The 24,793-nt window shown below is 70.6% G+C and carries 25 protein-coding genes; 14 read left to right on the top strand and 11 right to left on the bottom strand.

Annotated elements, in window-relative coordinates; translation table 11 throughout:
• Positions 1-36: 36 nt before the first annotated feature.
• Together atpB and IPQ09_25545 are read left to right on the top strand one after the other, a co-directional pair.
• Positions 37-867, top strand: coding sequence for a F0F1 ATP synthase subunit A (gene atpB / locus IPQ09_25550; protein MBL0197525.1), 831 nt, complete (start codon positions 37-39; stop codon positions 865-867).
• A gap of 149 nt (positions 868-1,016) precedes the next feature.
• Positions 1,017-1,361 (top strand): ATP synthase F0 subunit C, encoded by a 345-nt coding sequence (locus IPQ09_25545; protein MBL0197524.1) that lies wholly within the window; start codon positions 1,017-1,019, stop codon positions 1,359-1,361.
• Positions 1,362-1,486: 125 nt separating this feature from the next.
• Here the strand turns inward: IPQ09_25545 and IPQ09_25540 are convergent, their stop codons facing one another.
• Both IPQ09_25540 and IPQ09_25535 read right to left on the bottom strand, forming a co-directional pair.
• The gene (locus IPQ09_25540) at positions 1,487-2,023 is read right to left on the bottom strand and encodes a hypothetical protein (protein MBL0197523.1); all 537 of its coding nucleotides are present in this window, start codon (positions 2,021-2,023) and stop codon (positions 1,487-1,489) included.
• 13 nt (positions 2,024-2,036) lie between these two features.
• Complete coding sequence (locus IPQ09_25535; GenBank protein MBL0197522.1) at positions 2,037-2,966, bottom strand: DUF4349 domain-containing protein; 930 nt, start codon at positions 2,964-2,966, stop codon at positions 2,037-2,039.
• 66 nt (positions 2,967-3,032) lie between these two features.
• On the opposite strand from IPQ09_25535, the gene IPQ09_25530 reads away from it, so the two are divergent.
• The 5 genes from IPQ09_25530 (at position 3,033) to IPQ09_25510 (ending at position 7,085) form a co-directional block, all read left to right on the top strand.
• On the top strand, positions 3,033-3,863 hold the full coding sequence (locus tag IPQ09_25530) for a sterol desaturase family protein (GenBank protein MBL0197521.1): 831 nt from the start codon (positions 3,033-3,035) through the stop codon (positions 3,861-3,863).
• A gap of 67 nt (positions 3,864-3,930) precedes the next feature.
• Positions 3,931-4,659: a prolipoprotein diacylglyceryl transferase gene (locus tag IPQ09_25525; GenBank protein MBL0197520.1), complete on the top strand. Its 729-nt coding sequence runs from the start codon at positions 3,931-3,933 to the stop codon at positions 4,657-4,659.
• Positions 4,656-4,829 carry a hypothetical protein gene (locus IPQ09_25520; protein ID MBL0197519.1) on the top strand — a complete coding sequence of 58 codons (174 nt, stop codon included), beginning with the start codon at positions 4,656-4,658 and terminating at the stop codon, positions 4,827-4,829. Before IPQ09_25525 ends, IPQ09_25520 begins: the two co-directional genes overlap by 4 nt.
• Before the next feature lie 14 nt (positions 4,830-4,843).
• A complete protein-coding gene (locus tag IPQ09_25515) occupies positions 4,844-5,560 on the top strand; it encodes a hypothetical protein (GenBank protein ID MBL0197518.1) in 717 nt (238 codons plus the stop codon).
• Complete coding sequence (locus IPQ09_25510) at positions 5,547-7,085, top strand: radical SAM protein (GenBank protein ID MBL0197517.1); 1,539 nt, start codon at positions 5,547-5,549, stop codon at positions 7,083-7,085. Before IPQ09_25515 ends, IPQ09_25510 begins: the two co-directional genes overlap by 14 nt.
• 23 nt (positions 7,086-7,108) lie before the next feature.
• Here the strand turns inward: IPQ09_25510 and IPQ09_25505 are convergent, their stop codons facing one another.
• The 4 genes from IPQ09_25505 to IPQ09_25490 all read right to left on the bottom strand — a co-directional run bounded on the left by IPQ09_25505 (position 7,109) and on the right by IPQ09_25490 (position 12,641).
• Positions 7,109-8,815 (bottom strand): hypothetical protein, encoded by a 1,707-nt coding sequence (locus tag IPQ09_25505; GenBank protein MBL0197516.1) that lies wholly within the window; start codon positions 8,813-8,815, stop codon positions 7,109-7,111.
• Positions 8,812-9,414, bottom strand: a complete 603-nt coding sequence (locus IPQ09_25500) for a hypothetical protein (protein ID MBL0197515.1) — start codon at positions 9,412-9,414, stop codon at positions 8,812-8,814. Before IPQ09_25500 ends, IPQ09_25505 begins: the two co-directional genes overlap by 4 nt.
• An 81-nt stretch (positions 9,415-9,495) precedes the next feature.
• Entirely contained in the window at positions 9,496-10,809 is a 1,314-nt protein-coding gene (locus IPQ09_25495) for a L,D-transpeptidase (protein ID MBL0197514.1), read from the bottom strand.
• Positions 10,806-12,641, bottom strand: coding sequence for a GAF domain-containing protein (locus IPQ09_25490; GenBank protein ID MBL0197513.1), 1,836 nt, complete (start codon positions 12,639-12,641; stop codon positions 10,806-10,808). Before IPQ09_25490 ends, IPQ09_25495 begins: the two co-directional genes overlap by 4 nt.
• A gap of 177 nt (positions 12,642-12,818) precedes the next feature.
• Here IPQ09_25490 and IPQ09_25485 point away from each other — a divergent pair, with 177 nt between their 5' ends.
• On the top strand, positions 12,819-13,538 hold the full coding sequence (locus IPQ09_25485) for a polyprenol monophosphomannose synthase (GenBank protein MBL0197512.1): 720 nt from the start codon (positions 12,819-12,821) through the stop codon (positions 13,536-13,538).
• Positions 13,539-13,642: 104 nt separating this feature from the next.
• Here the strand turns inward: IPQ09_25485 and IPQ09_25480 are convergent, their stop codons facing one another.
• Both IPQ09_25480 and IPQ09_25475 read right to left on the bottom strand, forming a co-directional pair.
• The gene (locus tag IPQ09_25480) at positions 13,643-14,449 is read right to left on the bottom strand and encodes a hypothetical protein (protein ID MBL0197511.1); all 807 of its coding nucleotides are present in this window, start codon (positions 14,447-14,449) and stop codon (positions 13,643-13,645) included.
• 983 nt (positions 14,450-15,432) lie between these two features.
• Positions 15,433-15,729: a hypothetical protein gene (locus tag IPQ09_25475; protein MBL0197510.1), complete on the bottom strand. Its 297-nt coding sequence runs from the start codon at positions 15,727-15,729 to the stop codon at positions 15,433-15,435.
• A gap of 89 nt (positions 15,730-15,818) precedes the next feature.
• Between IPQ09_25475 and IPQ09_25470 the strand changes: the two genes are divergently transcribed.
• On the top strand, positions 15,819-16,028 hold the full coding sequence (locus tag IPQ09_25470; GenBank protein ID MBL0197509.1) for a hypothetical protein: 210 nt from the start codon (positions 15,819-15,821) through the stop codon (positions 16,026-16,028).
• 3 nt (positions 16,029-16,031) lie between these two features.
• Here IPQ09_25470 and IPQ09_25465 read toward each other — a convergent pair whose 3' ends face one another.
• A complete protein-coding gene (locus IPQ09_25465) occupies positions 16,032-16,787 on the bottom strand; it encodes an alpha/beta fold hydrolase (protein MBL0197508.1) in 756 nt (251 codons plus the stop codon).
• A gap of 225 nt (positions 16,788-17,012) precedes the next feature.
• On the opposite strand from IPQ09_25465, the gene IPQ09_25460 reads away from it, so the two are divergent.
• Positions 17,013-17,498: a PaaI family thioesterase gene (locus IPQ09_25460; GenBank protein ID MBL0197507.1), complete on the top strand. Its 486-nt coding sequence runs from the start codon at positions 17,013-17,015 to the stop codon at positions 17,496-17,498.
• Positions 17,499-17,507: 9 nt separating this feature from the next.
• On the opposite strand, the gene IPQ09_25455 is transcribed toward IPQ09_25460, so the two are convergent.
• Complete coding sequence (locus tag IPQ09_25455) at positions 17,508-18,695, bottom strand: penicillin-binding protein (GenBank protein ID MBL0197506.1); 1,188 nt, start codon at positions 18,693-18,695, stop codon at positions 17,508-17,510.
• A gap of 116 nt (positions 18,696-18,811) precedes the next feature.
• Here IPQ09_25455 and IPQ09_25450 point away from each other — a divergent pair, with 116 nt between their 5' ends.
• Positions 18,812-19,582, top strand: a complete 771-nt coding sequence (locus tag IPQ09_25450) for a hypothetical protein (protein MBL0197505.1) — start codon at positions 18,812-18,814, stop codon at positions 19,580-19,582.
• 18 nt (positions 19,583-19,600) lie between these two features.
• Here IPQ09_25450 and IPQ09_25445 read toward each other — a convergent pair whose 3' ends face one another.
• Positions 19,601-21,544, bottom strand: coding sequence for a hypothetical protein (locus tag IPQ09_25445; protein ID MBL0197504.1), 1,944 nt, complete (start codon positions 21,542-21,544; stop codon positions 19,601-19,603).
• 138 nt (positions 21,545-21,682) lie between these two features.
• Between IPQ09_25445 and IPQ09_25440 the strand changes: the two genes are divergently transcribed.
• The 3 genes from IPQ09_25440 to IPQ09_25430 all read left to right on the top strand — a co-directional run bounded on the left by IPQ09_25440 (position 21,683) and on the right by IPQ09_25430 (position 24,781).
• Complete coding sequence (locus IPQ09_25440) at positions 21,683-22,495, top strand: methyltransferase (protein MBL0197503.1); 813 nt, start codon at positions 21,683-21,685, stop codon at positions 22,493-22,495.
• Between the two features lie 61 nt (positions 22,496-22,556).
• Positions 22,557-22,991 (top strand): hypothetical protein, encoded by a 435-nt coding sequence (locus IPQ09_25435; GenBank protein ID MBL0197502.1) that lies wholly within the window; start codon positions 22,557-22,559, stop codon positions 22,989-22,991.
• Positions 22,970-24,781, top strand: a complete 1,812-nt coding sequence (locus IPQ09_25430) for a M3 family oligoendopeptidase (GenBank protein MBL0197501.1) — start codon at positions 22,970-22,972, stop codon at positions 24,779-24,781. The genes IPQ09_25435 and IPQ09_25430 overlap by 22 nt, the downstream gene beginning before the upstream one ends.
• Positions 24,782-24,793 lie beyond the last annotated feature (12 nt).

Here is a 24,793-nt window from a genome sequence, read left to right as displayed (position 1 = left end):
TTTTCTCAAAAAACCTGTGATAGGAAGCGCACTCGCATGCCGGAGCACACGTCCTTTTTGAGCTACCTGGTCGCCATGTTCCCCGCCCTCGGGAAGAACATGGAGAACTTCGGCAACACGTTCGTGGGGCACCACCCCGTGGGCGATCATCAGGCCGAGCCCATCGCCGCGGTGGTGCTCGTCGTCGCCATCCTGCTGGGGATCGCGTTCGCGGTCCGCAAGCAGATCGCCGACTACGACAAGTCGGTCATCCCGGACGAGAAGCTCTCGCTGCGCACGCTGGTCGAGGTGGTCGTCACCTACTTCTACACGTTGATGCGCGACATGATGGGCCCCGAGCGGGCGAAGCGTTACTTCCCCATCATCGGCACGTCGGCCCTCTTCATCCTGGTGTCGAACTTCCTCGGCATGATCCCGGGCTTCCTGCCGCCCACCTCCAGCCTGAACGTCACCGCGGCCTGCGCGATCATCATCGCCGTCGCGTTCAACTACTACGGCGTGAAGGAGAACGGCCTCGGCTACTTCAAGCACATGATGGGGCCGGTGCTCCCGCTCGCGATCCTCATCTTCCCGCTCGAGCTGCTCACCATGTTCGTCATCCGCCCGGTGACGCTCGCGCTCCGCCTCATGCTCAACATCGCGGTCGACCACCTCCTGGCGTCGATCATGGTGGCCATCTTCGCGCTCTTCCTCCCCATTCCCATCCTCATCCTCGGCACGCTCGTCGCTGGCGTGCAGGCGCTCGTCTTCTGCCTCCTCGCGTCGATCTACATCACGCTGGCGACCGAGCACGAAGACCACGGCGAAGGCCACGGCCACGCGGACGGCCACGCCAAGGCGGAGATCGGCGCGAAGGCGCACGCCTAATTCTCCTCCCCTTCGAGCGTGCTCGAAGGGGGTAGTCAGCTCGAAACAAAGAGACTAAAGAGCGCGCTCGGTCGCGAACGTCGTCCCCCCGGCGCGCTCCCAACCCCCTACGTACCTACCGTAATTCGGATTCTGAAGGAGCCTCTCCAATGTCGACCTCCCGCAAGCTCGGTCTCATGGCGCTGAGCGCCACCGCAACCCTCCTCGTCCCGCTCGCTGCCTTCGCGCAGGAAGGCGCTCACGCCGGCGCGAACGCCAACGACGTGAAGATGTACGCGGCGGCCGGCGCGGGCTTCGCCATCGGTCTCGGAGTGCTCGGTGGCGCCGTCGGTCAGGGCCGCGCGGCCGCCGCCGCGCTCGAGGGCATCTCGCGCAACCCGGGCGCCGCCGCCCGCATCCAGACCCCGATGATCCTCGCGCTGGCGCTCATCGAGTCGCTCGTGCTCCTCAGCTTCGTCATCGCGTTCTTCCTCAACGGCACCGCCTCCAAGTGAGCGCTTCGCGGGGGCTAGCAAGCTAAGCCCCGCGAACACTCCCCGAGACGCACGCGAGGCGCCGATCCGACCGGATCGAGCGCCTTCGCGCTTTTCTTTTCGCGCCTCTCGGACGCTCGCTCGGCTCAGTCGACCCGCACGGACGCGATCGCCCGCTCGACGGTCGCCTCGGCGGGCGCGAAGTGCGCGGTGTCGCCGGCGGCCTCCACCAGCACCACGTGGTCGCCCTTTACGAACACGGTGACCCAGTACCGGTGCTCGCGAGCGTTGCGCGTGAGGGTGTAGCGGAGCTGCTTGCCCTCGAGGCCTCCTCGCGATTTCACGGCCTGCTCGGAGCGCTTCACGTAGCCCGCGCCCGAGAGCCGCAGGTCGATGCTCTCGGCCCAGAACTCCGTGTTGGCCCGCAGCTCGTTCTTCTCGGCGCGCGCGGCGAGCACCACGCCGCGCGCGCTCGTGGCGCGGTAGGCGAAGGTCTTGTCGTCGCCGAGGGTGGCGAAGCCGCTCGGGGTGTCGAGCCGCGCGCTCGTGGAGCAGCCGCTCACGCAAGCGAGGCAGGCGAGGGTGGCGCTGAACGTCGCGCTGAGCACGACGGCGCGGAGGGCCGCGGGGAGAAGGGTGGCGGGGCCGAAGAAGCGGCGAGCGAGGCGGGCGACGGCGTTCATAGGGGGCTCCGGATCAGTTCTTGGTGAGGGCGAGCAGGGGGTCGACGCCGAGGCCCTGGAGCCACGGAACGGGGAGGTTGGGGGTCGCGGCCTTCGGGGGTGGCGGCGGCGGGGGCGGCGGAGGCTCCTTCACGATGGGGGAGGGCTTCGGCCGCTCTCGCAGGGCCACGGTGATGCGCGAGAAGGAGGCCCGCGTCTTCAAGAAGGTGACCTTGCCTTCGATGGTGTCGATCTCCCGCGCGACCCGCTCGAGCTCGCGCTCGACCGTGAGGGCGTCGTTGACGTTCGCCGCCCGCGCGAGAAACTCTTGGAGCCTCCGCTGCGTCGCCTTCAGGTTCGAGAGGCGCACCTCGAGGTCGTGCACCTGCTCGGTGACGTCCTCGGCGCTCACGGAGCGCGCGGTGACGCTCGCCACCCCCTCGAGCTCCTTCAGGGCCGACCGGAAGTGAAGGGAAGGTACACGTATCTCGACGCCGTCGTCGCGCCGCCCCATGAGGCTCCCGCCGTGGGACTCCGCGACGTCGATCACCTTGTCGATGGTCTCCGGGATCTTGTCGGGATCCGTGAGCATCGAGAGCGCGCCGGTGTAGACCACGAGCGGGGCGCGCGCCTCGCTCGCGGCCTTCGCGTTGGCCTGCGCGGCGGGCCCGGCGGGCGGCGTGGCGGCGGCGCGGCCCGGGCTCCCGCCGTGCGTGGTGCCGGCGCTCGGGCTCGCGGGCGAGGGCGCGGGCGACGGTGACGCGCTCCGCGCGCTCGTCTCGACGGACGCGGAGGCCGACTCGCCCGCGGCGGCCGCAGGGGCCCCGCCGTGCGGCATGGCCGGCGCGTACGCGGCGGGGGCCTTCGACTGGGCGCCGCAGGCGGCGGTGCTCGTGAGGAGGAGGAGGGCGGCGGCCGACGCGAGCAAGCGCCGGCAGGCGGGAAGGAGGGGTGCGGAGTGCATGGCTCCTGAACGGCGCGCGCCCCGCGGCCTTACACTCGGCTCCGAAAATTCGGGCATCATGAAGCGATGCCCGGGCCGGCGGCCGAGTACCTCATGATCTACGGCGGCCTCGCTGTGCTGGGGCCGGTCTTTGGCCTGCTCGAGCGCCGCGCGCAGGCCCCGCCGCGCCCCGCGCGCGAGGTGCGGCTCGACCTCGTCTACTGGCTCCTCACGCCGCTCTTCACGGGGGTGCTCGCGCGCCTCCTCGTGTTCGGCGTGCTCGCCGTGATCGTCTTCGCGTGGGGCCTCGAGCGCGAGCCCTACGCGCTGTTCGACCGCATCCAGGCGGCCATGCCCTTCGCGCGCCTGCCGCTCTTCGCGCAGGCGCCGCTGGCGCTCGTGGTGCTCGAGCTCTTCGCCTATGGCAGCCACCGGCTGCGCCACACGCGCGGTCTGTGGACTCTACACGCGATCCACCACGCGCCCTCCGAGCTCCGCGCGCTCTCGGCGGCGCGCCTCCACCCGCTCGACGAGATCCTCGACACGCTGCTCTCGCAGCTCCCCGTCGTGCTGCTCGGCTTCTCCTTCGAGGTGTTCGAGGTGCTCGGGCCGCTCATCCTGCTCCACACGCTCTTGCTCCACGCCGCGGTGCCGTGGTCGTTCGGGCCGCTCGGGTACGTCCTCGCGTCGCCGCGCTTTCACCGCCGCCATCACGCGCGGGACGAGCCGCCCGCGAACTTCGGCGGGGTGCTCTCGGTGTTCGACGTCGTGTTCGGCACCTTCGCGCTCCCCGCGACGCCGCCGACCGTGTTCGGGGTGCCGGAGGGCGACGTGCCCGAGGGGCTCGGAGGACAGCTCGTGTACCCCCTCCGGCGCGCGCTGCAGGCCGCCCGGGGCGCGGGCTCGTCGACGTCGTGAGGGGCGCGCTCGCGTCCGTCGTGTCAGGCGCGTCGCGGCGGCCGCGCCCATTTGCTATGGCCAGCCGGTGCACATCGACGAGCGTCGCCTCCAGTGGGTGTATACTGCATGCGTACTCCTCGGCCTCGCGGTCGCGGTCGCGACGCCCTCCGCGAAGCGCGCCATCCCGCCCGAGAGCCGGCTGAAGTACGCCGTGCTCCAGGTGGTCACGCTGGTGGGCGCCATCGTCGGAGCCAAGGTGTCGTTCCTCGTGGGCGATCTCGACTGGCCGCACGCGCACGTGTCGCTGAGCGATGTGGTCTTCTCCGGCCGCTCGATCACCGGCGGCCTGCTCGGCGGCCTCGTGTTCGCGGAGGTGGGAAAGCTCGCGCTGCGGTACACCGAGCTGCCGAACGACGCCTTCGCCGCGAAGCTCCCGCTCTCGGTGGCGATCGGGCGCGCGGGGTGCGTTTTCGCGGGATGCTGCCGGGGCCTGCCGCGCGACGCGGGCTTCACCCTGACCTACTCCGACGGGATCGCCCGCTTCCCCGCCCAGCTGTGGGAGCTCGGCTTTCAAGGGGTCGCCCTCGCCGCGCTCGTCGGCCTCTACCGGCGTGGGGTGCTCCGCGGCCGCCTGTTCGCGCTCTACATCACCGCCTACGGCGCATTTCGGCTCGTCCTCGAGGCCCTCCGCGACACGCGGCGCCTCGACGGCGGCCACTCGGCGTACTCGGCGTATCAAGTCTTCGCCCTCGCGCTCATCGCTTGCGGCGTCGCCTCGTTCACCTGGTACTCTCACGTGGCGCGCCGCCCATGACCCACCAGGACATCCCGCCTCCGCCTCCGCCTCCGCCTCCGCCCATGCGGAGCGCTGGCATGAGCGCGTTCGTCATCGTGCTCATCGTGCTGGGCATCGTCCTCGCCGTCGTCGTCCTCGGCGCCCTCGTCGTCTTCGGCCTCGTGCTCTTCATGTGCTCGAAGCACTAGCCCGGATCCATTGGATGGCGCTCTTTTCGTCGCTAAAGCAGGTGTGGCACGACGAGCTGGCCTCGCACCCCGACACCCACGCGTGGGTGCTCAGCCTCTATCGCGCCGGCGAGTTCCACCCGCAGACCGTCGACGACTACTTCCCCACGGCGGCCGCCGACGACCCCGAGCTCCGCGAGCGCCTGCGCGCCCACCGCGCCGACGAGGCCCGCCACGTCGCCCTCTACGACCACGCGATCGCCAAGCTCGGCCAGGAGACAGAGACCTTCACCGGCGCCGACGTCTTCAACTGCGTGATTCGCAGCGAGACGCCCGTCGACCTCGCCACCGGGCGACTCGACTCGCCCGACGGGCGCGCCGAGCGGGTCGCCCACTTCCTGGCGCACGCGCACTTCCTGGAGTCGCGCGTCGCGCGCTCGCTCGAGCTGCACCTCGAGGCGTCGACTCGCGCGCGCCGCTCGCACGTCGCGAAGGTCGTGGCCTCGGTGTACGCCGACGAGCTGAAGCATGTGTCCTACACGCTGGAGGGCGTCCGACACCTCCTCCCGCGCGCCCGCGCGGAGGCCGTGCTCGCGCTGCACCGCGAGGGTGAAGCGCGCGCGAACCTGGCGTTCTCCGCGAGGCAGGTGCGCCACTTCCTCGACCGCTTCGGGAGCCGCCCAAGCCTGCCCAACCGGGCACTGTTCCTGGCCGCCCGCTCGATGATGGAGCTCGCCCATGAAGCCCTCTGATCCCGCTACGCCCCCCAAGCCCAAACGTCGCCTCGGGCTCGCGCCTGCGGCCGCGCCCCCACCCCCGCGCTCGGCCCTCGACCTCGCGCGAGACGCGGCGCGCGGGAGAGGGGAGATGACCGAGACCGCGGCCCTCGAGCGCTTCGGGGTCGTCCGGCCCGCGCGCGCGCTGAAGACCACGGTCAGCCTCTGTCCCGACTGCCTCACGTACGCCCCTGCGCTCGTCTACGTGAAGGGCGGCCGCGCGCTCATCCGGAAAGAGTGCAGTGTACACGGAATGCGCGACGCGGTCCTCGAGAACGACGCCCGCTACTACTTCCTCTCCAACAAAGATCGCTCGGGCGTGGTCTTCGCGCACGATCGCGTGTTCGACATCCCCGCCTTCCTCGGCGTGGGCGAGGGCTGCTGCGAGGGTGGGGCGTGCGACGGCACCGACCAGACCGCGAACAAGAGCTGCACGGTCCTCGTGGAGGTGACCGACGCCTGCAATCTCGCCTGCCCCGTCTGCTACAGCGACGCCAAAGGCGACAAGAAGCTCCCGCTCGCCGCGTTCAAGGCCTACCTCGAGGCGCTCATCGTCAAGAAGGGCGGGCTCGACTCGGTGCAGCTCACGGGCGGCGAGGGCCTGCTCCACCCCGAGATCTGGGAGCTGCTCGCGTTTGCGTGTGAACACCCGAAGATAAAGAAGGTTTATCTTCCGACCAACGGCCTCCTCGTGAACCGCCCGGGCGTACCCGAGCGCCTCGCCCGCTACAAGGCGAAGCTCATGGTGCTGCTCCAGTTCGACGGCACGAGCGACCGCACGGACGCGGCGCTCCGCGACGCCTCGCCCGCGCGCGCGCGCCGCGAGGTGGTCGACAAGCTCGGCGAGCTCGGCGTGTTCATGCAGCTCACCATGACCCTCGCGCGTCGCGTGAACGACGACGAGGTCGGCGAGCTCATCGACTTCGCCATGCGGCACGACCACGTGAAGGTCGTCGCCCTCCAGCCGGCCACGTACTCGGGGCGCTACGAGCTCGCGCCCGACCCGACCGAGCGGCTCACCTTGAGCGACGTGGTGAAGGCGGTGGTGCGCCAGACCCAGCGCGCGCGGGTGCAAGAGAGAGACTTCGTGCCCATTCCCTGCAGCCACCCCAACTGCGGCTGGATCACCCTGTTCCTGCGTCGCGCTGGCCTCGTCCACAACGTGGTGAAGTACGTCGACCTCCCGAAGGTGATCGACAGCGTCGCCTACAAGACCCTCCTCTCGACCGACGAGCTGCGCGGCGCGGTCGACGAAGGCGGCGGCGTGCGCGGCGCGGTCACGAAGCTCGCCAAAGGCCTCGTGCGCTCACAAGACATGTTCACCGTGGCCATCAAGCCGTTCATGGATCGGCACTCGTACGACCAAGACCGCGTCGACAACTGCTGCCACCACCTGCTCGACACGAAGGGCGAGGCGCGCTCGTTCTGCGAGTACAACGCGCTCCTGCGGCAGAGCGATCCGTGGGACGCGTTCCCCTCGCTCGCCTCGCCCGTCGAGTAGCGCTCCCGCGGCGTAGCGGGCTGCTATTCCTTCTTCGTGCCGCGCCGCCAGTCGAGGAGCGCGTGGCCTATCCACACGACGGCCGCGACGACCAGAAAGAGCGCCCCGACCAGCTTGTCGTCGGCGCGGAGCAGCGTGGCGCCGCCGAAGGTGAGCGCGCCCACCGCGAGGCCGGAGAACACGCGGCGCCCCAGCCGATCGGTGGCGAGCGCGAGCCCCTCGTCCGGCGTGCGCACCGCGAGCCGCCCGAGCCGCAGATCGTCGAGCACCTCGCGGAGCTGAATGGGCATGTCGTAGCCCGCCCGCGAGAGCTGCTCGACGCCGCGCATGAGCTCGTTGCCGATCCGCTGCGGCGAATACCGCTTCATCAAGAGCTCGGTGAAGAACGGGGTCGCCTCTCCCAGAATGTCGAGATCGGGATCGAGCTCCTTGCCGATGCCGTCGAGGGTCATCATCGCTTTGCCCAACATCATGAAGTCGGGCGGGATCTCCACGCCGTATTTCAAGGCGCCGCCGATGAGGTCGCGGAGCATCGCGCCGAGGTCGATGTCCTTCAGCGGCTTGCCGAGGTACTTCTCGGCGAGGAGCGCCACTTCGCTGCGGAACTCCCGCATGTCCACCTTGCGAGTGGGGCGGCCTATCGCATAGAGCGCGTCGGCGACGCCGTAGGGGTCGTTCCGCGCGGCCGCCATGAGGAGATCGATCGTGCGGTCCCGGAGATCGGGCGAGAGCCGCCCCACCATCCCGCAGTCGATGAGGCCGAGCACCGGCTCCTCGCGTGGGCCGAGGATGATGATGTTCCCGGGGTGGGGATCGGCGTGGAAGAAGCCGTGCTCGAACGCCATGCGGATGATGACGCCGACCGAGCGCTTCGCGATGAGCTTGCCGTCGTAGCCGTCGCGGAGCGCGTGGTTCAGCTTCTTGCCGTCGAAGAACTCCATCGTGAGGATGGTTCGCGAGGTGGCCTGTCGGTACACCTTCGGGAAGCGCACGAACGGATCGCCTGCGAAGTTGGCGGCGAGCCGCTCGGTGTTCTCGGCCTCGACGAGGAAGTTGAGCTCGCTCGTGATGGATCTGTCGAACTGCGCCACGAGCCCGACCGGCGAGTAGATCTTCGACTCGGGGATGGTGCTCTCGACGGCCGCCGCCATGATGTGGAGCAGCTCCACGTCGCGCGTGACGAGCTGCTGCACCTTCGGCCGCTGCACCTTCACGACGACCTCGACGTCGCCGTCGGGCGTCTCGAGGAGGGCGCGGTGCACCTGGCCTATCGACGCCGTCGCGAGGGGCTGCTCGTCGAACCGCTTGTAGACCTTGTGGATGGGCGCGCCGAGCGAGCCCTCGATCGAGGCCTTGATCTCCTCGAACGGGATGGGCGGCACCTCGTCTTGGAGCTTCTTCAGCTCCCCGATGATGTCGGCGGGGATGACGTCGGTGCGCGTCGACGCGATTTGGCCGAGCTTGATGAAGCACGGGCCGAGATCTTGGAGGCACAGGCGGATGCGCTCGGCCGTGGCCGCGCGCTTCTTCTCGAGCTCGCCCTGCGCGAGGGCGTCGGCCTCGATGTCGAGGTCGCTGGGCGGCTCGAGCGACTCGCCCGGCGCCTTCGGCTTCCGCGCGCGCCCGAAGCCTGCGCGTGCCACGATTTCGCCGAAGCCGTGCCGGGCGAGCACCGTGGAGATCTCACGGAGGCGCCCCAGATCACGGACCGCGGAGACGACGGAGATCAACCGCCCTCGCTCGGGGCGTCGCGCCCACCGTCGGAGGTGGCGTCGGACGAGGCGTCAGGCGAGGCCTCCAAAGGGGCGGCCGCGTCGTCGGACGAGGTGGGGCAGGTCTTTCGCTGGCACTTGTAAATGAGCTTGTCGACCTCTGCGCCGCCCACGCACTCGCAGGTGTCGGTGGTCTGCGCTCCGTCGACACACTTCGGGCCCGCGAAGTAGCAGAGGCGGCCGGTGGACGTGCAGGGCTTCCCCTCGGTGGCGGCCAGCGAGCCCGGGCAAGCGCCGGGCGGCGGCTCGGTGGTGTTCTGGCACGCCGGCGCGGTGCCCTTCGGCAGGGCCGCGCCCTGGAAGGCACACGCGAAGGCCTGCCCGTTGCACGCGCAGCGCGCCTGCTCGAAGAAGCCGTTGGTGCACTCGACGGGGTAGTCGCACACGACGGAGCCGGTGCACGCCGCGCCGTTCGCGAGCTGCAGCGTGGCGAGGCAAGTCGGAGGTGCGGCCGCGTCAGGCGCCGCGGGCACGGGGTCGTCCGAGCAGGCGGCCGCGCAGGCGAGGGGCGCGAGCGCGGCGGCCGTGACGAACCATCGAGCGAGCTTCGACCTCATGACGACTCCTTGGAACCCCGGAAAATTACGTGCGAGCGCGGCTCTTACCCCGATTCGAAGGCCGCCACAATCGCCGAAGCGCTAGCGCACCCGGACCACGGTGCCGGGCTCGATCGGGGCAGGGAACACGGCCGACCACCCCGCCGGCAGGTGAGGCCCCGTGAAGCCGAACAAGAGCTCGGCGTCGAGCGGCGCGAGGTTGACGCACCCGTGGCTGTGCACGCGGCCGAATGCCTGATGCCAGAACACGCCGTGCAGCGCGATGCCCTTGTCGAAGAACTGCACCCAGGGCACGTCCTCGAGCGAGTAGTGCTTGTCGACGTCGTCGCGCTCGAGGTTGTCCATCTTGCTGGCGAGGAGCTTCACCCAGATACGGTGAACCCCGGGGTGTGTCGCCAGCTCCGACCCCGGCGGGCCCTTTCCGGTCGAGACCAGGGTGGCGAACACCGGCCTCGTGCCCTGGTAGGCCACCAGCGTTTGCGAGGCGAGCTCGACGTCGATCCACCGCTGGGTCGCCTGCGCGCCACCGACCTCTGCAGGCGGCGGCGCCTGCGTTGGGCGGGCGACGTCGGAGGCGCGGAGCCACGCCTCGGGCGCGACCCCCTCGGCGCTCACGCGCAGGAACGCCCCCTCGCGCTTGGTCACGCGCACCACCTCGAAGCGCACGCGCTGGCTCTGACCAGGCCGCGCGGGGCCCGCGCGGGGCGCGGCGAGCACCGGCGCGCGCTCAGGGAGCACCCACGCGAGGTCGAGCGGCGCAGCGCTCGAGGGGTCGAGGCGCTCGCCGTGGAACGCCGACGTGCGCGCGGCCACGAGGTCGTGGAGGGGGATGTAATAGCCGCTCCGCGAGAGGCCGTAGCGCTCGCCCGAGGGCGTGCTGCGCTCCCCCACGAGGGCGACGCCGAAGCCCGGTTGGAGATCGAGATCGGGCGTGCCCTCGCCGACCTCCGGCAGGTTGCGGTAGCCGTACGCGCCGTCACGGGCCGCGAAGTAGTACCGAAACGGCAGCCCGCTCGGGTTTCGCGGGGGCTCGGGCCTCAGCGGCTCTTCGTACGAGAGATCGGCGACGTCGGAGCACACCCACGCGAGCGGACCGACGAGGAGCCAGCGCCCCGTGCAGCCAGGCGCCTGCCGCGTGCCGAAGAAGGGCAGCCTCGCCGAGCCGAGCACGCTCCCGCGGCGGGGCGTCCCGGCGCCGGGGGTCGTGTAGAGGGCCACATCGTGGCGCTTTGGGACGACCGAGCGGAGCCCCTCCGCCAGGGGGACATCGTCGCGGTCGAACCACGGGGGCTCGTCGTGCGCCGCCGACGACGAGGAGCCTCCGAGCACACACGCCGCCGCGGCGAGGGCGACTGGCGCGACCCGAGCCGCCATCGGCACCCGCCGCGCGCTCACGGGGACGCCTGCACAGGCTGCGGGATCGTGAGGCGAAATACGGCCCCCGAGGGCTGCCCCTGCGCTGCGGGGAGGGCCTCGATCATGCCGCCGTGCTCCTCGGCGATCTTCTTCGCGATGGCCAGCCCGAGCCCGGTGCCGCCCTTCTTGCCGCTCGTGACGAACGACTGGAACAGGCGGTGCCGGATCTCCTTCGGGATGCCCGGCCCGGTGTCGGTGAACGTGAGCACGAGCGCGCCGTCTTCGGCCCGCGACACCGCGATGGTGAACTTTCCGCCGCCCTGGGTCGCCATCGCCTCGGCCGCGTTCCTCGCGAGGTTGTGCACGAGCCGCGTCAGCTTGCCCTCGTCGAAGCGCGCGACGCCGCGAAAGCCGAGCTCGACGGTGAGCTCCACCCCCGCGCGCGCGAGCACGCCCTCGATCTGCCGCGAGATGTCGTCGAAGAAAGGTTGAAGATACACCTTTCTCACGAGCATGCTCCGCTCGCCGCGGGCGAACTCGAGCACCTCCCGCTGCATCGCCGAGATGAGGCCGAACTGCTTGTGAGCCAGCTCGCCGAACTCCTCGCGCTGCACGCGGTCGTCGGCCTGCACCATGAGCTGGAGGTACCCGCTCAGCACGCCGAGCGGCGTCTTCAGGTCGTGCATCACCCCGGCGAGGAGGCGCCCGATCGTCGTGAGGCGCTCCTCGCGCTCGCGGCCTTCGCGCGCGAGCTGGAGGCGGATGGATGTCGAGGCGTTCGCCGCCAGCAGCAGCAGCAGCGTGCGGTCGGCGTCGCCGAAGCGGCCACCGTCGGGCTTCCCGAAGAGCGCGATCGCCCCCATCGGGGTCTCGGCGTCGCCCTCGCCCTCGATGGGCACCGCGAGCACGCACGGCTCGCCCTTGCCGATGAGGTCCTCCGCCTCGGCGTCGAAGCGCGGGTCGGAGCGGGCGTCGTTCGTGAGCACGACCGAGCCCCGCGCGACCACGTCGGCGAGGAAGCCGTCGCCGCGTGTCCATGGCACGTGCCGCGTCTTGCGCGCGTTGTGCGGCAGGACGTAGAGCTGCATCTCGTCGGTGGGGCCATGGCGCAGCGCGATCGCGCCGGCGCGCGCCCCGGAGGTCTTGACGGCCTCCTTCAGCACCGAGACGAACAGCTCCTCCAACGACGTGACGCGCCCCATGGCGCGCTCGAGGTCGAACAGGAGGCGCAGATCGCGCACGCGGTGCTCGAGCTCCTCCTTCGTGGCGAGGAGCGTCGCGTTGTTGCGCTCGAGCGAGGCGAGGAGCATGGCGTTCTCGACGGCGATGCCGGCGGAGGTCGCGAGCGCGGTGAGGAGCTCCGCGTCGTTGGCCGTGAAGACGCCGTGCTTTTTGTTCAGCACCTGCATGACGCCGCTCGTCTTGCCGCTGGTGTCCCGCATGGGGACACACAAGATGGAGCGCGTGCGGTAACCCGACGTGAGGTCCCACTCGGGGTTGAAGCGCGCGTCCTTGTAGGCGTCGCGTACGAGCACGACCTCGCCGGTCGCGGCCACGCTGCCGGCGATCCCCTCGCCGACCGCGAGCTGGATTTGGCGAACCTCGCCGCCCTGCACGAGCCGGCTCACGAGCGTGTTCCGCTCGCGATCGAGCAGATAGAGCGTCGCCCGATCGGCCTCGAGCGTGGAGACGATCCGCGCCAGCACGAGGTCGAGCAGGGCGTCGAGGTCGCGCGCCGCGCCGAGCGCGAGCCCGACGTCGCGGAACGCGGTCGCCACCTTTTGCGCGCGGTCGAGCTCGCGCGTGAGCTGGGCTACGGGATCGAGATCGCGCGACGAGTCGTCGCTCTTGCGCCGTCGTGGCCCGGACACGACGTCCCGCGAGGAGCTCGCGGGCGGCGCGGGGGCCGCGGGAGGGCGCGTCGACTTCGAGGGCACAGCCCAGCCTACCAGCCTTTCCCGTGCCCATGGCGGGCACAAAAGTGCATGGCGAGGGGCCGTTGTTGAGCCAGCCGCGCGGAGTTTGGTACAAGCTGCGTGGCTCGCACCATGGCCCGCACGCTCATCGTCACGCCCACCTACAACGAACGCGACAACCTCGCGAAGTTCGTAGGGCTCGTGCGCGCCGCGTACCCGCCCGCCGACGTCCTCATCGTCGACGACGCCTCCCCCGATGGCACCGGCGCGCTCGCCGACGGGCTCGCCGTCGCCGATCCCCAGGTCCGCGTGCTTCATCGCGCGGGGAAGCTGGGACTCGGCACCGCCTACCTCGAGGCCTTCCGCCTCGGGCTCACCGAGGGCTACGACCGGATCTTCGAGATGGACGCCGATCTCTCTCATGATCCCAAGTACTTGCCCGACTTCGTCGCGGAGCTCGAGCGCGGCGCCGACGTGGTCATCGGCTCGCGCAACATCCCGGGCGGCGGAGTGGAGGGGTGGGGCGTGGGGCGCCACGCGCTCTCCAAAGGCGGCTCGCTCTACTCGCGGGTCGTCCTCGGGCTCGAGGTGCGCGATCTCACGAGCGGCTTCAAGGCGTTCTCACGGCGCGCGCTCGAGGCGATCGACCTCGCGCACGTCCGCTCCAACGGCTACTCGTTCCAGATCGAGCTCACCTACCGCGCCATCCTGAAGGGCATGAAGGTGGCCGAGGTGCCGATCGTGTTCGTCGACCGCAAGGTCGGGCACTCGAAGATGAGCCGCAAGGTGTTCCTCGAGGCGGTGGGCATGGTGTGGAAGCTGCGCGCCGAGGCGCTGCTCGGTCGCCTCTGAGTGAGGGCGAGCGCCGCGCGCCTCGGCCGCTGTGGGCAGCACGATCAGGCGACCAGGCAGGTGGGCGCGGACGAGGACCGGGCCTCGGTCCGTAGGTTGAACGGCTATTCGGACGCCTTGGGTGTCCCGCGCCGCCTCCGCCTCACCGCCGCGAGCCCTACGAACGCGAGCCCCATCGCCCCGACCCAGCCCACGCTGTTCGCCGACTTCCCCCCCGACCTCGCGGTGCTGCAGCCGGGCGCATTCTTGTCACAGTAGTCGACGACCGCCTGGGCGTCGGAGCTGCTGCACGTCCCGTTGCAGTCGAAGCGCTTGCCGTCGGCGAGGTACCAGCAGTCGACGCCGTTGCCGCTCGCGTCGCAGCAGGCGCGGACCTCGTCGCACGACGTGGAGATCGAAGAGACCGGAGAGCACTGCTGCGTCCCGGACCCCGAGCTCCCCGAGCCCGAGCCCGAGCCCGAGCCCGAGCCCGAGCCGGCGGAAGACCCGGGCGTTCGCGACGACCCGCACGTCCCGTCGGAGTTGCACGCGAGCCCGCCGGGGCAGTACTTGGTGGGGAATCCCGCGCTGGCGCAGCACGTCCCGCTGCTCGGCATGCAGCCGTTCGCGCAGCGGACCTGCCCGGAGGGACAGGTCGTCCCGGTGCTTCCGCCCGAGCCGCCGCTGCCAGGCTGACAGCAGCTGTCGCTAGAGCACCCGTTCGCGCCCGTACCGCAGATGGTCCCCGGAGGGCAGCAGCCGCTCCCGTCGCCACACGAATAATAGGACGGGTTCTCGCAGGCGGCGCGCGCCTCCCGCGCCGCGCTGGCGGCGAGCAGTGTGGCCGCCGCGAGGGCAAGGCGGAGGACCTTGTCGCGCCGCATGTTTCCAGGCTTCGGCCTGCGCGTCGTCGTGGTCGTCGTGGTCGTCATGGTCGAACTTCCCTTCAGCTCTACGTTGATGTCTCGCCGCGAGCCGGTCGCCGTGGAGATCCTGGCTCGCTCGAAGTGCCCCTTTGGAGACACCAACAAGTCGCGTGAAATGCGTCAACGTTCCCAAATGCTGACGTGTGTTTCATGGCCACTCGATGGCCGCGGGGCTCGAGGGTCAATCCGCGTCAGTTCTCCGCCTGCTCGCGTGCGGAAAGACGCCGTCTACATCTGTAGACGTGCTTCCGGTGTCGGCTTGGGTACCCTTCGAAAACGCGAACCTCACAGATGCGAAGGTGCCTGTGCGCCGGTCTCCTGATTGCGTCGCTCGACGCCTGCCAAGACGACAGGTTCGGGCACTTCGTGCAAATTGTGCGCGCGTGGCAAGTGCGCGGGAATTACCTGTCCACGATCGGAGGGAACCACGTGCGGAGAGTAGCGCGGTGAGGATCTCGGGCGGCGTCCCTCGAGACCTCACACGGGAGGAGACTGTCGCGTGGCTCGCATCGTGATGTTGGCGCTGCGGTGATTCCGCAGCGTGTTACGTTTTGAGTGTGTGTAGCAGCGGCGGTCTCGCGATCTTCGGCAGTTCGATGAGGGTGTTGCCGTGGCGCTCTCCTCGAGAGGCGTGGCGATCGCTCGATGCAGACGCGCGCGCCGCACTCGGACAGGTCGAGGCGGCGCTGGACGAGGTGTGGTCGACCGACGATCCCATTCGCTCGTTCTGCGCTGCCTTCGAGCGCTCGGCCCCCGCGGTCGACGTCGTCGTTCATCCAGGGGCTGTGGACGGCCCACCGCCTTGGACGTTGAGCACCATTTTCCGAGGCTACCGAGGCGTGCTGCCGTGCAACGCCAATCTCCCGCGGTTTCGCTCGTACGGCGCGTACGGAGAGCGAGCGACCGATCCGTTCGCGAACCGACCTGTCAACCTCCGAGATCTTGCGGCGCGGGTCGGACGTGCTCGCGTCGAACAAATGGCTGAGGAGCTATTTCAGCCAATAGGACTCTTCCATCAGCTCCGCACGGTGCTCTACGACCGGAGCGGACATGTGCGGCTGCTCGCGGGCTACTACCGCCCCCGCGGAGGACTGCCCTTCGACGCCGCCGACCACGCGCGGCTCCATGCGTTGCAGCCGGCGCTTCGGCGCTGGGTCAATCTGGCGACGGCCATTGGGTTCGAGCCGCTCGGAGACGGCGCGCTCGTGTCCGCAGTGTCGGCCATGGTCGGGCCATCGCTCCTCACTCGTCGCGATCGGATCGTGTTCGCGAATGCCGCGGCGCATGCCTTGGCCGAGAGGGCGTCGCGCTCGCCGAGCTGCGCGCCCGTGGACGGACCATTCGCCTCCGCGAGCGTGGCATCGAGCTCGATCTCTTGCTGCTCCCCTCGCCCGCGAGTGCACAGCCCCAGGTGCCGGTAGCGACCTACCTCCGACCGGTCTTGAAGCTGCTCCGCGAAGGCCTCGCAGACAAGGAGATCGCCGAACGGCTCGGTCTGCCAATGAGCACGGCACGGACCTACGTCCAACGCGTGCTCACCATCTTCGGCGTGCACGGTCGACGAGCCCTCATGCGGCTCGACTGAGGCCTACCTCATCGACCGCGACACCGCGCGCCCGACTGAACGGGAGGTCTCCGCGAAGTCCTCGACGAGGAGAGCGTGGCCAGCCCCCGGCACGATCTCGAGTGCGGCGTGGCGTGCGCGAGCGGCGATTGATTCGGCGTGAGCCGGCGGCATCGCCGAGTCCTCGGCCCCCGTGCGGAGCGTGATCGGGATGTCGAGCTCCCCGATGCGTTCCAGCAACGACACGGCGTCCGCCAGGTCTTCTAGCTCCTCGATGAGGACCTCGGGCGGCGCGAGTGAGAGCCATTCCTCTACAGCGGACACGAACGCGGGTTCGGTGACGGCTGCCTTCGACAACATCCGTGGTGCCAAGACGCCGCTCAGGTCGACGCCGTCGCGGAGCGCTCCGGCCAGGCCACGCATCGCGTCTCGTTCCTCCGCAGAGAGCCCCGCGAACGCTCCGAGCAGCGCCAGGGACCTGACGACGACGCGTCCCGAGAGGGCCAGGCGGATCGCGCGGTACGCGCCCATGGACGTCCCGACCACGTCGACCTCGGCGACTCCGCGTTCGGCGAGCAGCGCGAGGATCGCGCACTCGATGGACGCGATGTCCTGCCTGCCCGGAGCAGGAGGAGCGCCGGCGTACCCCGGCATCGAAGGGACGAGCACGCGTCGCCCGTGGAGCGTCGCGCCCAACCTGACGAGCTCCGCGGGCGGTGAGGGCAATCCATGCAGGAGGAGCACGGCCGGTCCGGTCCCAAGTTCCGTGGTGCGAAGCATGAGCTCTCCAGCGGTATCATGTGAGCGTGTTCATCATCTGGCTTTCGGTGGCCAGTAGTCGCGACCAACGTTAGATCTGCAGATCTCCTGCGAACTGCATAATTCGCCAGCGGCGCCATCTGAGGCTGTCGGCGGCGACACCGTTCACTGCAGTCTGCATGAGGTTCGCGCCCTCGCCACGGGGCCTCCCTTCCCTTCGCGGGCCGCCCGCGGTATCGCCTCGCCATGACCGAGCGCGTCCCCCTCGATCCGCTGAGCACCTTCGGCCCCGACCAGCCCTGCTTCGGCTGCGGCCCGCGACACCCCATCGGGTTTCACCTCGAGCCCTACCGGGAGGGCGACGTCGTCTGCGTCGACTACACGCCGCCGGAGCGGTTCCAAGGGCCGCCCGGGCTCATGCATGGTGGCCTGGTGATGACGCTCGCCGACGAGCTCGGCGCGTGGGTCGTCCTCGGCCTCAAGGAGCGCTTCGGCTTCACGGCCGCCATCGAGGCTCGCCTGCTGCGACCCGTTCGTATCGGCGCGCCCGTCCATGGCCGCGGGCAAATCCTGTCGGACACCCACCGCGTCGTGAAGATGAGCATCACCCTCGCGCAGGAGGGCGCGGAGGTGTTCCGCGGGACCCTCACCTTCGCGCTCCTCGATCGGGCGTCCGCGGAGAAGCTCCTCGGGGGGCCGCTCCCCGACACCTGGGTGCGATTCGCGCGCTGAGCGTGCGGCTCACCGGCCCGCGAAGTACGCCTCGAACACCTTTCGGGCCACGACGTTGCCCTTCGACCACCACGACACGTCGTTCGAGAGCAGCACCGCGACGGCGATCTCCGGCCTCTCGGCGGGCGCGAAGCCCGCGAACCAGGAGACCATGCGCGTCGGGTGCCCGCCCACGAGGGTGCCGGTCTTGCCCGCGACGTTGACGTTCGGCAGCACGGGCCGCGCTCCCCCCCGAGCCTCGCGGAACGCCTTCGCGGCCGTCCCCCGCCGCGTGGTCACCACCAACATCTGGGTCATCGCGCGGGCGGTCTCGGGGCTCATCGCGCGGCCGACGGACACGCGCGCGACCGGCGCGCCGCTGTCGTGCACGAAGAGCTTCACCTTCTCGCCGCCGTTCGCGATCGTCTGCATCGCGAAGAGCGCGCCGAGCGGGGAGAGCGTCGCGCTCCAGAAGCCGGCCGACGCCCTCGCGAGGCCGAGCCGATCGTCCGGGATCGTCGCCTCGCCGAACGCCGCGTCGACGTCCGCGGGCACCTTCGCGCCGAAGCCGAGCGCGCCCGCCGTCGCGCGGAGCTCGAGGGGCGACAGGTGCTTCAGCGTGAGGCGCGCGAACACCGTGTTGATGCTGAGCCCGAGGGCCTCCGAGAAGGGGACACACCCGAGGTCGCGGGGGCTGTCGTCGAGGTCCGCCTCGGTGATGCCGTGCTCGGCGTCCGTGTAGCACTGCCGGGTGGTGAGCGAGACGCGGTGCCGGTCGAGCAGCGCCGCGGTCGTGACGACCTTGAATACACTCGCGCTGGATGTGTGCGCCTCGCGGACCCAGTCGCCGGGCCCGCGGGACGCCCACGCGAGCACACGGCCGGTGCGAACGTCGGAGACGACGATCGCGCCGCCGGGCGCACGCGACTCGTCCAGCAAGCGCAGCATCTTCGCCTGAAGCGTCGGGTCGACCGTGGTCTTGCCGGTCAGGCTGCCGAGCCCCGCGTGCACCGCGGCAGGAGCGGGCGCCCTCGGAGCCGTGGGAGCGGCGAGCCGCGCGGTCTTGCCGTGTGCGTCCGCAGCAGGTGGGTGAGAGGCCGGGGTGGCGGCGTGCGCGACCGGAGCGACCGCGTGCGGGGCCGGGCCAGCCGCCTGAGCCGTGGCTGCCAACGGCACCAGTGACGCGAGCGCGAGGACGCGAGCGAGGCTGTGGCGCATGAGGTCCGCTAGCCCACGGGTCGAGCCCGGGCCAACTTCTCGGCCCGTCGCGCCGGCGACCGCGAGCGCCCCGCGTCCCGGCGGCGCGTCGCCGCGCGAGCGTGTATCGTGAGGTCATGCGAAGCAGCGCTGTGGCCCCTTCGCGAGCGCGCGCGCGCTCGAGCGTGCCGCAAAGGCTCGCGGGCGCGTGCACGTGGTCGCTGCTCGCGGTCTCGGCCTGCGCGTCGCGGTTCGAGGTGGAGACCACGCCTGGCGTCGCGGCCTCGGCCTCGGCTTCGGCCTCCACCGCCCCTACCGCCCCGCCGCCGCCGCCCGGCGACACGGGCGTCGACGCGGCGCCCCCGAACGACGCGGGCAAGGGCAACGACGCCGCGGGCGACGCCCCGGTCATCGACGCGGCCGACGCGGCCTCCACGCGCAAGCGCGTCTTCGTCACTTCGACCACCTACAAGGGCAACGATCTGTCGACCCTGGGCGGCGTGACCGGGGCGCGGGGCGCCGACGTCCTCTGTGGCAAGGTGGCCGTCGCGGCAGGCCTCATCGGCCGGTTCGACGCTTGGATCTCCGACATGGACGCGAACGCGGCCGCGCGCCTCGCCGACCCTGGCCCGTTCTACGACGTGACGCGCCGGACGCTCGTCTTCGACAAGAACCCGGCGCTCGGTCCGCCGCTGGTCGCCATCCCCGACGAGAACGGCGCGCTGGGGGCCATGCGCACCGTGTGGACGGGGAGCTCGGCGGCCGGGGTGAAGCTCAACGACTGCGACCGGTGGACGGGCGGCGGCTCGATGGGCACCGTGGGCAACGCGAACACCCCCGCGAGCTTCGCCAGCGCGGGGACCGTCTCGTGCGACTCCTCGCGCCGCCTGTACTGCTTCGAGCGGTAGCTAACGTTAGGCGGCGCGTCAGGCGAGCCGCGTGTTCGGGAGAAGCCGCGCCATGCGCGCCTTCTCGTCCTTCGTGACCTTCGCGTCCGAGCAGTACAAGCTCTCGAGCGGGAGCGTCTTCAGCCAGTCGCCGAGCGGAAAAGCGCCGGGAGACCCGGCGAGATCGAGGTGCCGCAGCTTCTTCAGGCGCTTCATCGACGAGGGCAGCGGACCGAGCGCCGGGTTGTCCGATAGGGCCAGGAAATCGAGCGCGCCGAGCTCGCCGATCCACGGCGGCAGCGCGGTGAAGCTGGGCGAGCTCTGGACGTACATCGTGTCCAGCGACTTCAGGCGGCGCATCGACTCCGGGAGCTCGGTGAGCCCGGTGCGCGTCGCGGAGACGTGCTTCAGCGCGGCGAGGTCTCCGATGCGGGTCGGCAGCTTCTTCAACTGCGGGCAGTCGCAGAGGGAGAGCACCTCGAGGCTCTTCGGGAGCGCGCCCTCGGGGATCGACGCGAGCTCTTTCCCGTAGATCCAGAGCTCCTTCAGCGCGCCGAGCTCGCCGAGCCCCTCCGGCAACGCGGTGAACGCGCCGGTCAGCGTGAGCTTCGTCAGCTCGCGGAGCCGCGCGACCGAGGGGAGCGTGGTGCACGTCTCGACGCTGAGCGTGAGCTCGGTGAGCCCCGGCGGCAGCGCGTCGTCCGCGATCTTGGTGAGCGCCTCGGACTGAATCGAGAGGACCCTCAGCTTCATGAGGCCCGCGAGGGGCGGGACCTTCCGGAGCTTGTCCAGCCACAACGTGAGGCTCTCGAGCTCGGTCAAGCCCGCGATCGACGCCGGCAGGGCCGTCATGGTTCCGTCGGAGATCTCGAGCTCCCGGAGCTTCTTCGCGCGCCAGACGCTCTTCGGCACGTGGGCGAGCTCGAGCCACTCGAGCTTGAGCTTCCGGAGGTTGGGAAACGAGTCGAAGCGCAGGTCCTCGAGCGCCCGCAGCTTCCGCAGGTGGGTGAGGCGGATGCCCTCGAGCCACGGCATCTTGGCGAGATCCGACGCCTCCTCGAACGGGCTCTGCGAGAGCGCGAGCTCGCGGAGCCAGGGCATGCGGAACAGGACCTCGGGGATCCGTGTCATCTGCGTGTTGATCACGTGGAGCGATCGCAGCGCGGTGAGCCGCGCGATGCCGTCGGGGATGGTGGTGATGGGAGCGCCGATGCCGAGCGACTCGAGCGAAGGCGGCTCGAAGACCGCGTCGGGGAGCGCGGTCGCCTTGCCGTCGGAGACGTTGCGGCTCTTGCCGTCGTTGTAGAGCGAGGTCTCGATCCCGAGCTTCGGAGGCTTCTTCGCCTTCGGAGGTCTCTTGGGCTTGGGGAGCCGGAGATCGACCTCCTTCCGAAGCGTGACGCACACGACGCAGTCGCAGCGCTGCTTCAGGCTCGCCGCGCGGACCTTCGCGCGCTCCGCTTCGCGGAGCTCCTCCATCTCCACGTGACCTTCCTCGAGAGAGTCGCTCACGAGGTAGGGATCCTCCTTCGGTCCGCTCACTCCGAAGACGTGTCCGCGGAGCACGACGAGCGGCTCCGCGCAGCTGTCGAGCAGGGCCTGCAGCGGAGCGATCTCGTCCACGAGCGCGAGCCCATGCCGCGCCGCGAGCGTGTCGAGCGCAGAGGGGGCGCCGCCGCTCTTCGACGCGAGGGCGGCCAGGTAGAGCTGGAACCAGTGCTCGCAGGCGTGCGACGAGGCCTGGCAGAGGCCAGCGCCATCACGGAAGACGAAGGACACGAGGTCGCCGCGGCCTTCGCCATCTTCGTGGGCGATGTCGAGGAAGTCCTCGGTGACCTGACGGTACGCCTTCCCCTTCGCCACGCGGCGGATGTTGTCTCCAATGATGGCGTAGAGCTCGTCGTAGAGCGCGCTCGCCGCGCCCTCCACGCGTGGCTCGTCACCGAGTGGTGTGAACGTCGTCGAGAAGCCAGTGCCGCCCATCTCCGCGAGGATATCGAACGGCAAGCGCTCCACAAGGCTCGCGCGCCGCGGCTCAGGGGGAGGTTGGGCCCTCCCCGCCGCGCCTACCCTAGCGCGACGACGTGGCCGAGAGAGCGCCGTGTGGTCTATGAGCCATGCGTGCACTCCGCCCACGAGCCCTTCCGCCGCGCCCTCGAGGAGGAGCTCGGCGAGCCCATCACCTGCGACGGCCTGACGTGCGCGTGGTCGCTGCTCCAGCGCAAGCGCGGCCACCGGCACTCGACCGACGACGTGCTCACCGCGGCGTACGCGCTCGAGCACGGCGGCGCGCCCGACGACGCGACCACGCTCGACCTCGGAGCCGGCATCGGGACCGTCGGCCTGCTCGTGCTCTGGGGCCTCGGCGAAGGCGCGCGCCTCGTCGGCGTGGAGGCGCAGGAGGTGAGCTTCCGCCTCTTTCGCGAGAACCTGCGCATGAACGGCCTCGAGGCGCGCGTGAGCCCAGTCCACGGCGATCTCCGGACCACGACGCTCGGGCAGCGCTTCCCCCTCGTGACGGGGAGCCCGCCGTACTTCGACGTCAAGGCCGGCGTGGTGCCGAGCGACTCGCAGAAGGCCCACGCGCGCTTCGAGCTCCGCGGCACCGTGGCCGACTACGCGCTCGCGGCGCGGCGCGCGCTCACCCCCGACGGGCGCTTCGTCTTCTGCTTCCCCACCCCGCAGAAGGCTCGGGCGCTGGAGGGCGTGCGCGCCGCTGGGCTCGCGATCGTCACACGGCGCGACGTGGTCCCGCGCGCCGGCCTGTCGCCCCTGTTCTCTCTCTTCGCGTGCAGGATCGCGAGCTCAGCCGGCGCCGACGAGGTCGACCCGGTGGAAGAGCCGCCGTTCCTGGTGCGGGATGCGGGCGGCGGTCTCAGCGAGGCGATGCGCAGGGTCCGTGCCCGCTTCGGGTGGCCGGACTCGTCGCGATAGGAGAACGAACCGTTCTCCGTTGAGCGTCAATATCAACGGGCCCGCCCTCGTATCACTGCCTATGCCCACCCTTCGAAAGTGGCTCCCCGTCTTCGCCATCGCGGCGGGCGCCGCAGGCGCGTTCGTCACCGCCGCCGGTCCCGTGGCGGCCGCGCCCAACAAGGACCTCAAGCAGCTCATGAAGCAGCTCGAGTCAGCGACCGCCGCGGGCGACACGGCCACGATGGCCTCGCTGTTCACCAAGACGAAGGGGTTCGCCAAGCCCGAGTACGCGACGTGGGGAACGCTCTCCGAGCAGGGGCGGGCGGCGGCAGCCGGAGGCGACGTCGCCAGCGCCAAGGCGACGTGCAAGAGCTGTCACTCCGAATACAAGTCGGCGTACCGCGCGAAGTACGGCTCCGGGCCCCCTGACGACGTACACCTGCCGTTTGGCGAAATCATCCGTCGTGGGGCGCGGTGCCCTAGAACGGTCGCGTGGAACCAACCTGGGATCTGAGCGCGTACTTTCCGTCATTCGACTCTCCGGAGCGCGCAGCGTTCGACTCGGCGCTCGCGTCCGACCTCGTGGCGCTGCTCCACGACGCGGAGGCGCTCGACGCGCTGTCTCGCGAGACCCAGGACGCCTGGGTGGGGGTCGTGCTCCGCTACGAGGACGGCCTCGGCCGGTTTGGCCACACATCTTCCTACGTGACCTGCCTCGCGTCGGCCGCGGCGGACGACGAGCGCTTCGGGCTCGCGGAGGGCGCGCTGGGCGCCCCTCGAGCGACGCTCGAGAAGTGCGCCGGCGAGCTGCGGCGTGCGCTCGGCGCAGCTTCGGCGGAAGAGCTCGCGGGGCTGCTCGGCGATCCGCGGCTCGCCGGCGCCGAGCACTTCCTCTCGCAGCTCCACGTCGACGCCCAGCGCCGTATGCCCGCCGCGCTCGAGGCCCTCGCGTCCGACCTCGCGACGGACGGCATCTTCGGCTGGGGTCGCCTCTACGACACGGTCGCCGGGAAGCTCTCGTTCGAGCTGACCCTCCCCGACGGCACCCACGAGGTCGTCCCCATGGCCGCGCGCCGCTCGCGCATGGCCGACCCGGATCGCGCCGTGCGCGAGGCCGCGTTCACCGCGGGGAACCGCGCGTGGGAGGCGGTCTCCGACGTCACGGCGGCGGCGCTCAACCGCATCAGCGGCACGCGCCTCGCGCTCTACCGACGCCGCGGCGTCGAGCACTTCCACGACGCCGCGCTCCACGACGCGGGCATCTCTCGCCGCACGCTCGACGCGATGAACGAGGCGGTGGTGGGCGGGCGCCCGCTCGCGCGCCGGGGTCTGCTCCTCAAGGCCCGCGCCATGGGCCTCCCCGCGATCGCCTGGTACGACCTCGAGGCGCCGCTGCCGTTGCCAGAGACCGAGCGCATCCCTTGGGAGCGCGGCAGAGACCTCGTGCGCCGCGCCTTCGCGGGCTCGTACCCCGCCCTCGCCGCCCACGTCGACGAGGCCCTCGCCAAGCGCTGGATCGAGGCCGAGCCGCGCGCCGGCAAGCGCCCCGGCGCCTACTGCACCGGCAGCGATCTCACGGGCGAGTCGCGGGTGTTCATGACCTACCAGGGCGCGCTCGGCGACGTCTCCACGCTGGCGCACGAGCTTGGCCACTCGTTCCACCATCACGTGCTCGCGGGCACGCGCGTGCTCGCGCGGCAGTACCCGATGACCCTCGCCGAGACCGCCTCCACCTTCGCCGAGAGCGTCCTCTCCGCCGGCCTGCTGGCCGAGCCAGGCATCTCCGCGGCTGCGCGTGCGCAGCTGCTCGGGGAGGTCGCGGGCGACGCCGCGGCGTTCCTGCTCGACGTGCCCACCCGCTTTCTCTTCGAGAGCCGCTTCTACGAGCTGCGCTCGCAGGGAGAGGTGCCCGCGAGCCGGCTGTCGTCGCTGATGGTGGAGGCGCAGCGGGAGGTGTTGGGCGAGGCGCGCCAGGTGGGCGCCGAGGATCCCCTCTTCTGGGCCTCGAAGCTTCACTTCTTCATCCCGGACTTGTCGTTTTATAACTTCCCGTATACATTCGGCTATTTGCTGTCGCGCGGGCTCTACGCGCGCTTCACCGAGGAGGGCCCGAGCTTCCTCCCTCGCTACGAGGCGTTCCTCCGCGCCACCGGCGGCGCGCTCGCGCACGAGGTGGCCCGCGCGTCGATCGGCGAGGACCTCGAGTCGCCCGAGTTCTGGGCGCGCGCGATCGCCACGCTGGAGGCTCCGATCGCGGAGCTCGAGGCCGCGCTCGGTGAGGTGATGGGCGCGCCGCCACCCTGACCGGGCCGCCGC

The sequence above is a fragment of the Myxococcales bacterium genome (assembly GCA_016720545.1).
GTDB lineage: Bacteria > Myxococcota_A > Polyangia > Polyangiales > Polyangiaceae > JAAFHV01.
Note: the sequence above shows the minus strand (reverse complement) of the source record. Positions and strands in the feature narration are given on the sequence as shown.

Bases quoted from the DNA above. Each gene is read 5' to 3' on its own strand.
- IPQ09_25530 (MBL0197521.1), top strand. From the start codon at position 3,033: ATGCCCGGGCCGGCGGCCGAGTACCTCATGATCTACGGCGGCCTCGCT.
- IPQ09_25460 (MBL0197507.1), top strand. From the start codon at position 17,013: ATGACCGAGCGCGTCCCCCTCGATCCGCTGAGCACCTTCGGCCCCGAC.
- IPQ09_25520 (MBL0197519.1), top strand. From the start codon at position 4,656: ATGACCCACCAGGACATCCCGCCTCCGCCTCCGCCTCCGCCTCCGCCC.
- IPQ09_25485 (MBL0197512.1), top strand. From the start codon at position 12,819: ATGGCCCGCACGCTCATCGTCACGCCCACCTACAACGAACGCGACAAC.
- atpB (MBL0197525.1), top strand. From the start codon at position 37: ATGCCGGAGCACACGTCCTTTTTGAGCTACCTGGTCGCCATGTTCCCC.
- IPQ09_25545 (MBL0197524.1), top strand. From the start codon at position 1,017: ATGTCGACCTCCCGCAAGCTCGGTCTCATGGCGCTGAGCGCCACCGCA.
- IPQ09_25510 (MBL0197517.1), top strand. From the start codon at position 5,547: ATGAAGCCCTCTGATCCCGCTACGCCCCCCAAGCCCAAACGTCGCCTC.
- IPQ09_25540 (MBL0197523.1), bottom strand. From the start codon at position 2,023: ATGAACGCCGTCGCCCGCCTCGCTCGCCGCTTCTTCGGCCCCGCCACC.
- IPQ09_25475 (MBL0197510.1), bottom strand. From the start codon at position 15,729: ATGCGCCGCGGCATTCGCGAACACGATCCGATCGCGACGAGTGAGGAG.
- IPQ09_25515 (MBL0197518.1), top strand. From the start codon at position 4,844: ATGGCGCTCTTTTCGTCGCTAAAGCAGGTGTGGCACGACGAGCTGGCC.
- IPQ09_25445 (MBL0197504.1), bottom strand. From the start codon at position 21,544: ATGGGCGGCACTGGCTTCTCGACGACGTTCACACCACTCGGTGACGAG.
- IPQ09_25455 (MBL0197506.1), bottom strand. From the start codon at position 18,695: ATGCGCCACAGCCTCGCTCGCGTCCTCGCGCTCGCGTCACTGGTGCCG.
- IPQ09_25465 (MBL0197508.1), bottom strand. From the start codon at position 16,787: ATGCTTCGCACCACGGAACTTGGGACCGGACCGGCCGTGCTCCTCCTG.
- IPQ09_25435 (MBL0197502.1), top strand. From the start codon at position 22,557: ATGCCCACCCTTCGAAAGTGGCTCCCCGTCTTCGCCATCGCGGCGGGC.
- IPQ09_25535 (MBL0197522.1), bottom strand. From the start codon at position 2,966: ATGCACTCCGCACCCCTCCTTCCCGCCTGCCGGCGCTTGCTCGCGTCG.
- IPQ09_25500 (MBL0197515.1), bottom strand. From the start codon at position 9,414: ATGAGGTCGAAGCTCGCTCGATGGTTCGTCACGGCCGCCGCGCTCGCG.
- IPQ09_25480 (MBL0197511.1), bottom strand. From the start codon at position 14,449: ATGACGACCACGACGACCACGACGACGCGCAGGCCGAAGCCTGGAAAC.
- IPQ09_25450 (MBL0197505.1), top strand. From the start codon at position 18,812: ATGCGAAGCAGCGCTGTGGCCCCTTCGCGAGCGCGCGCGCGCTCGAGC.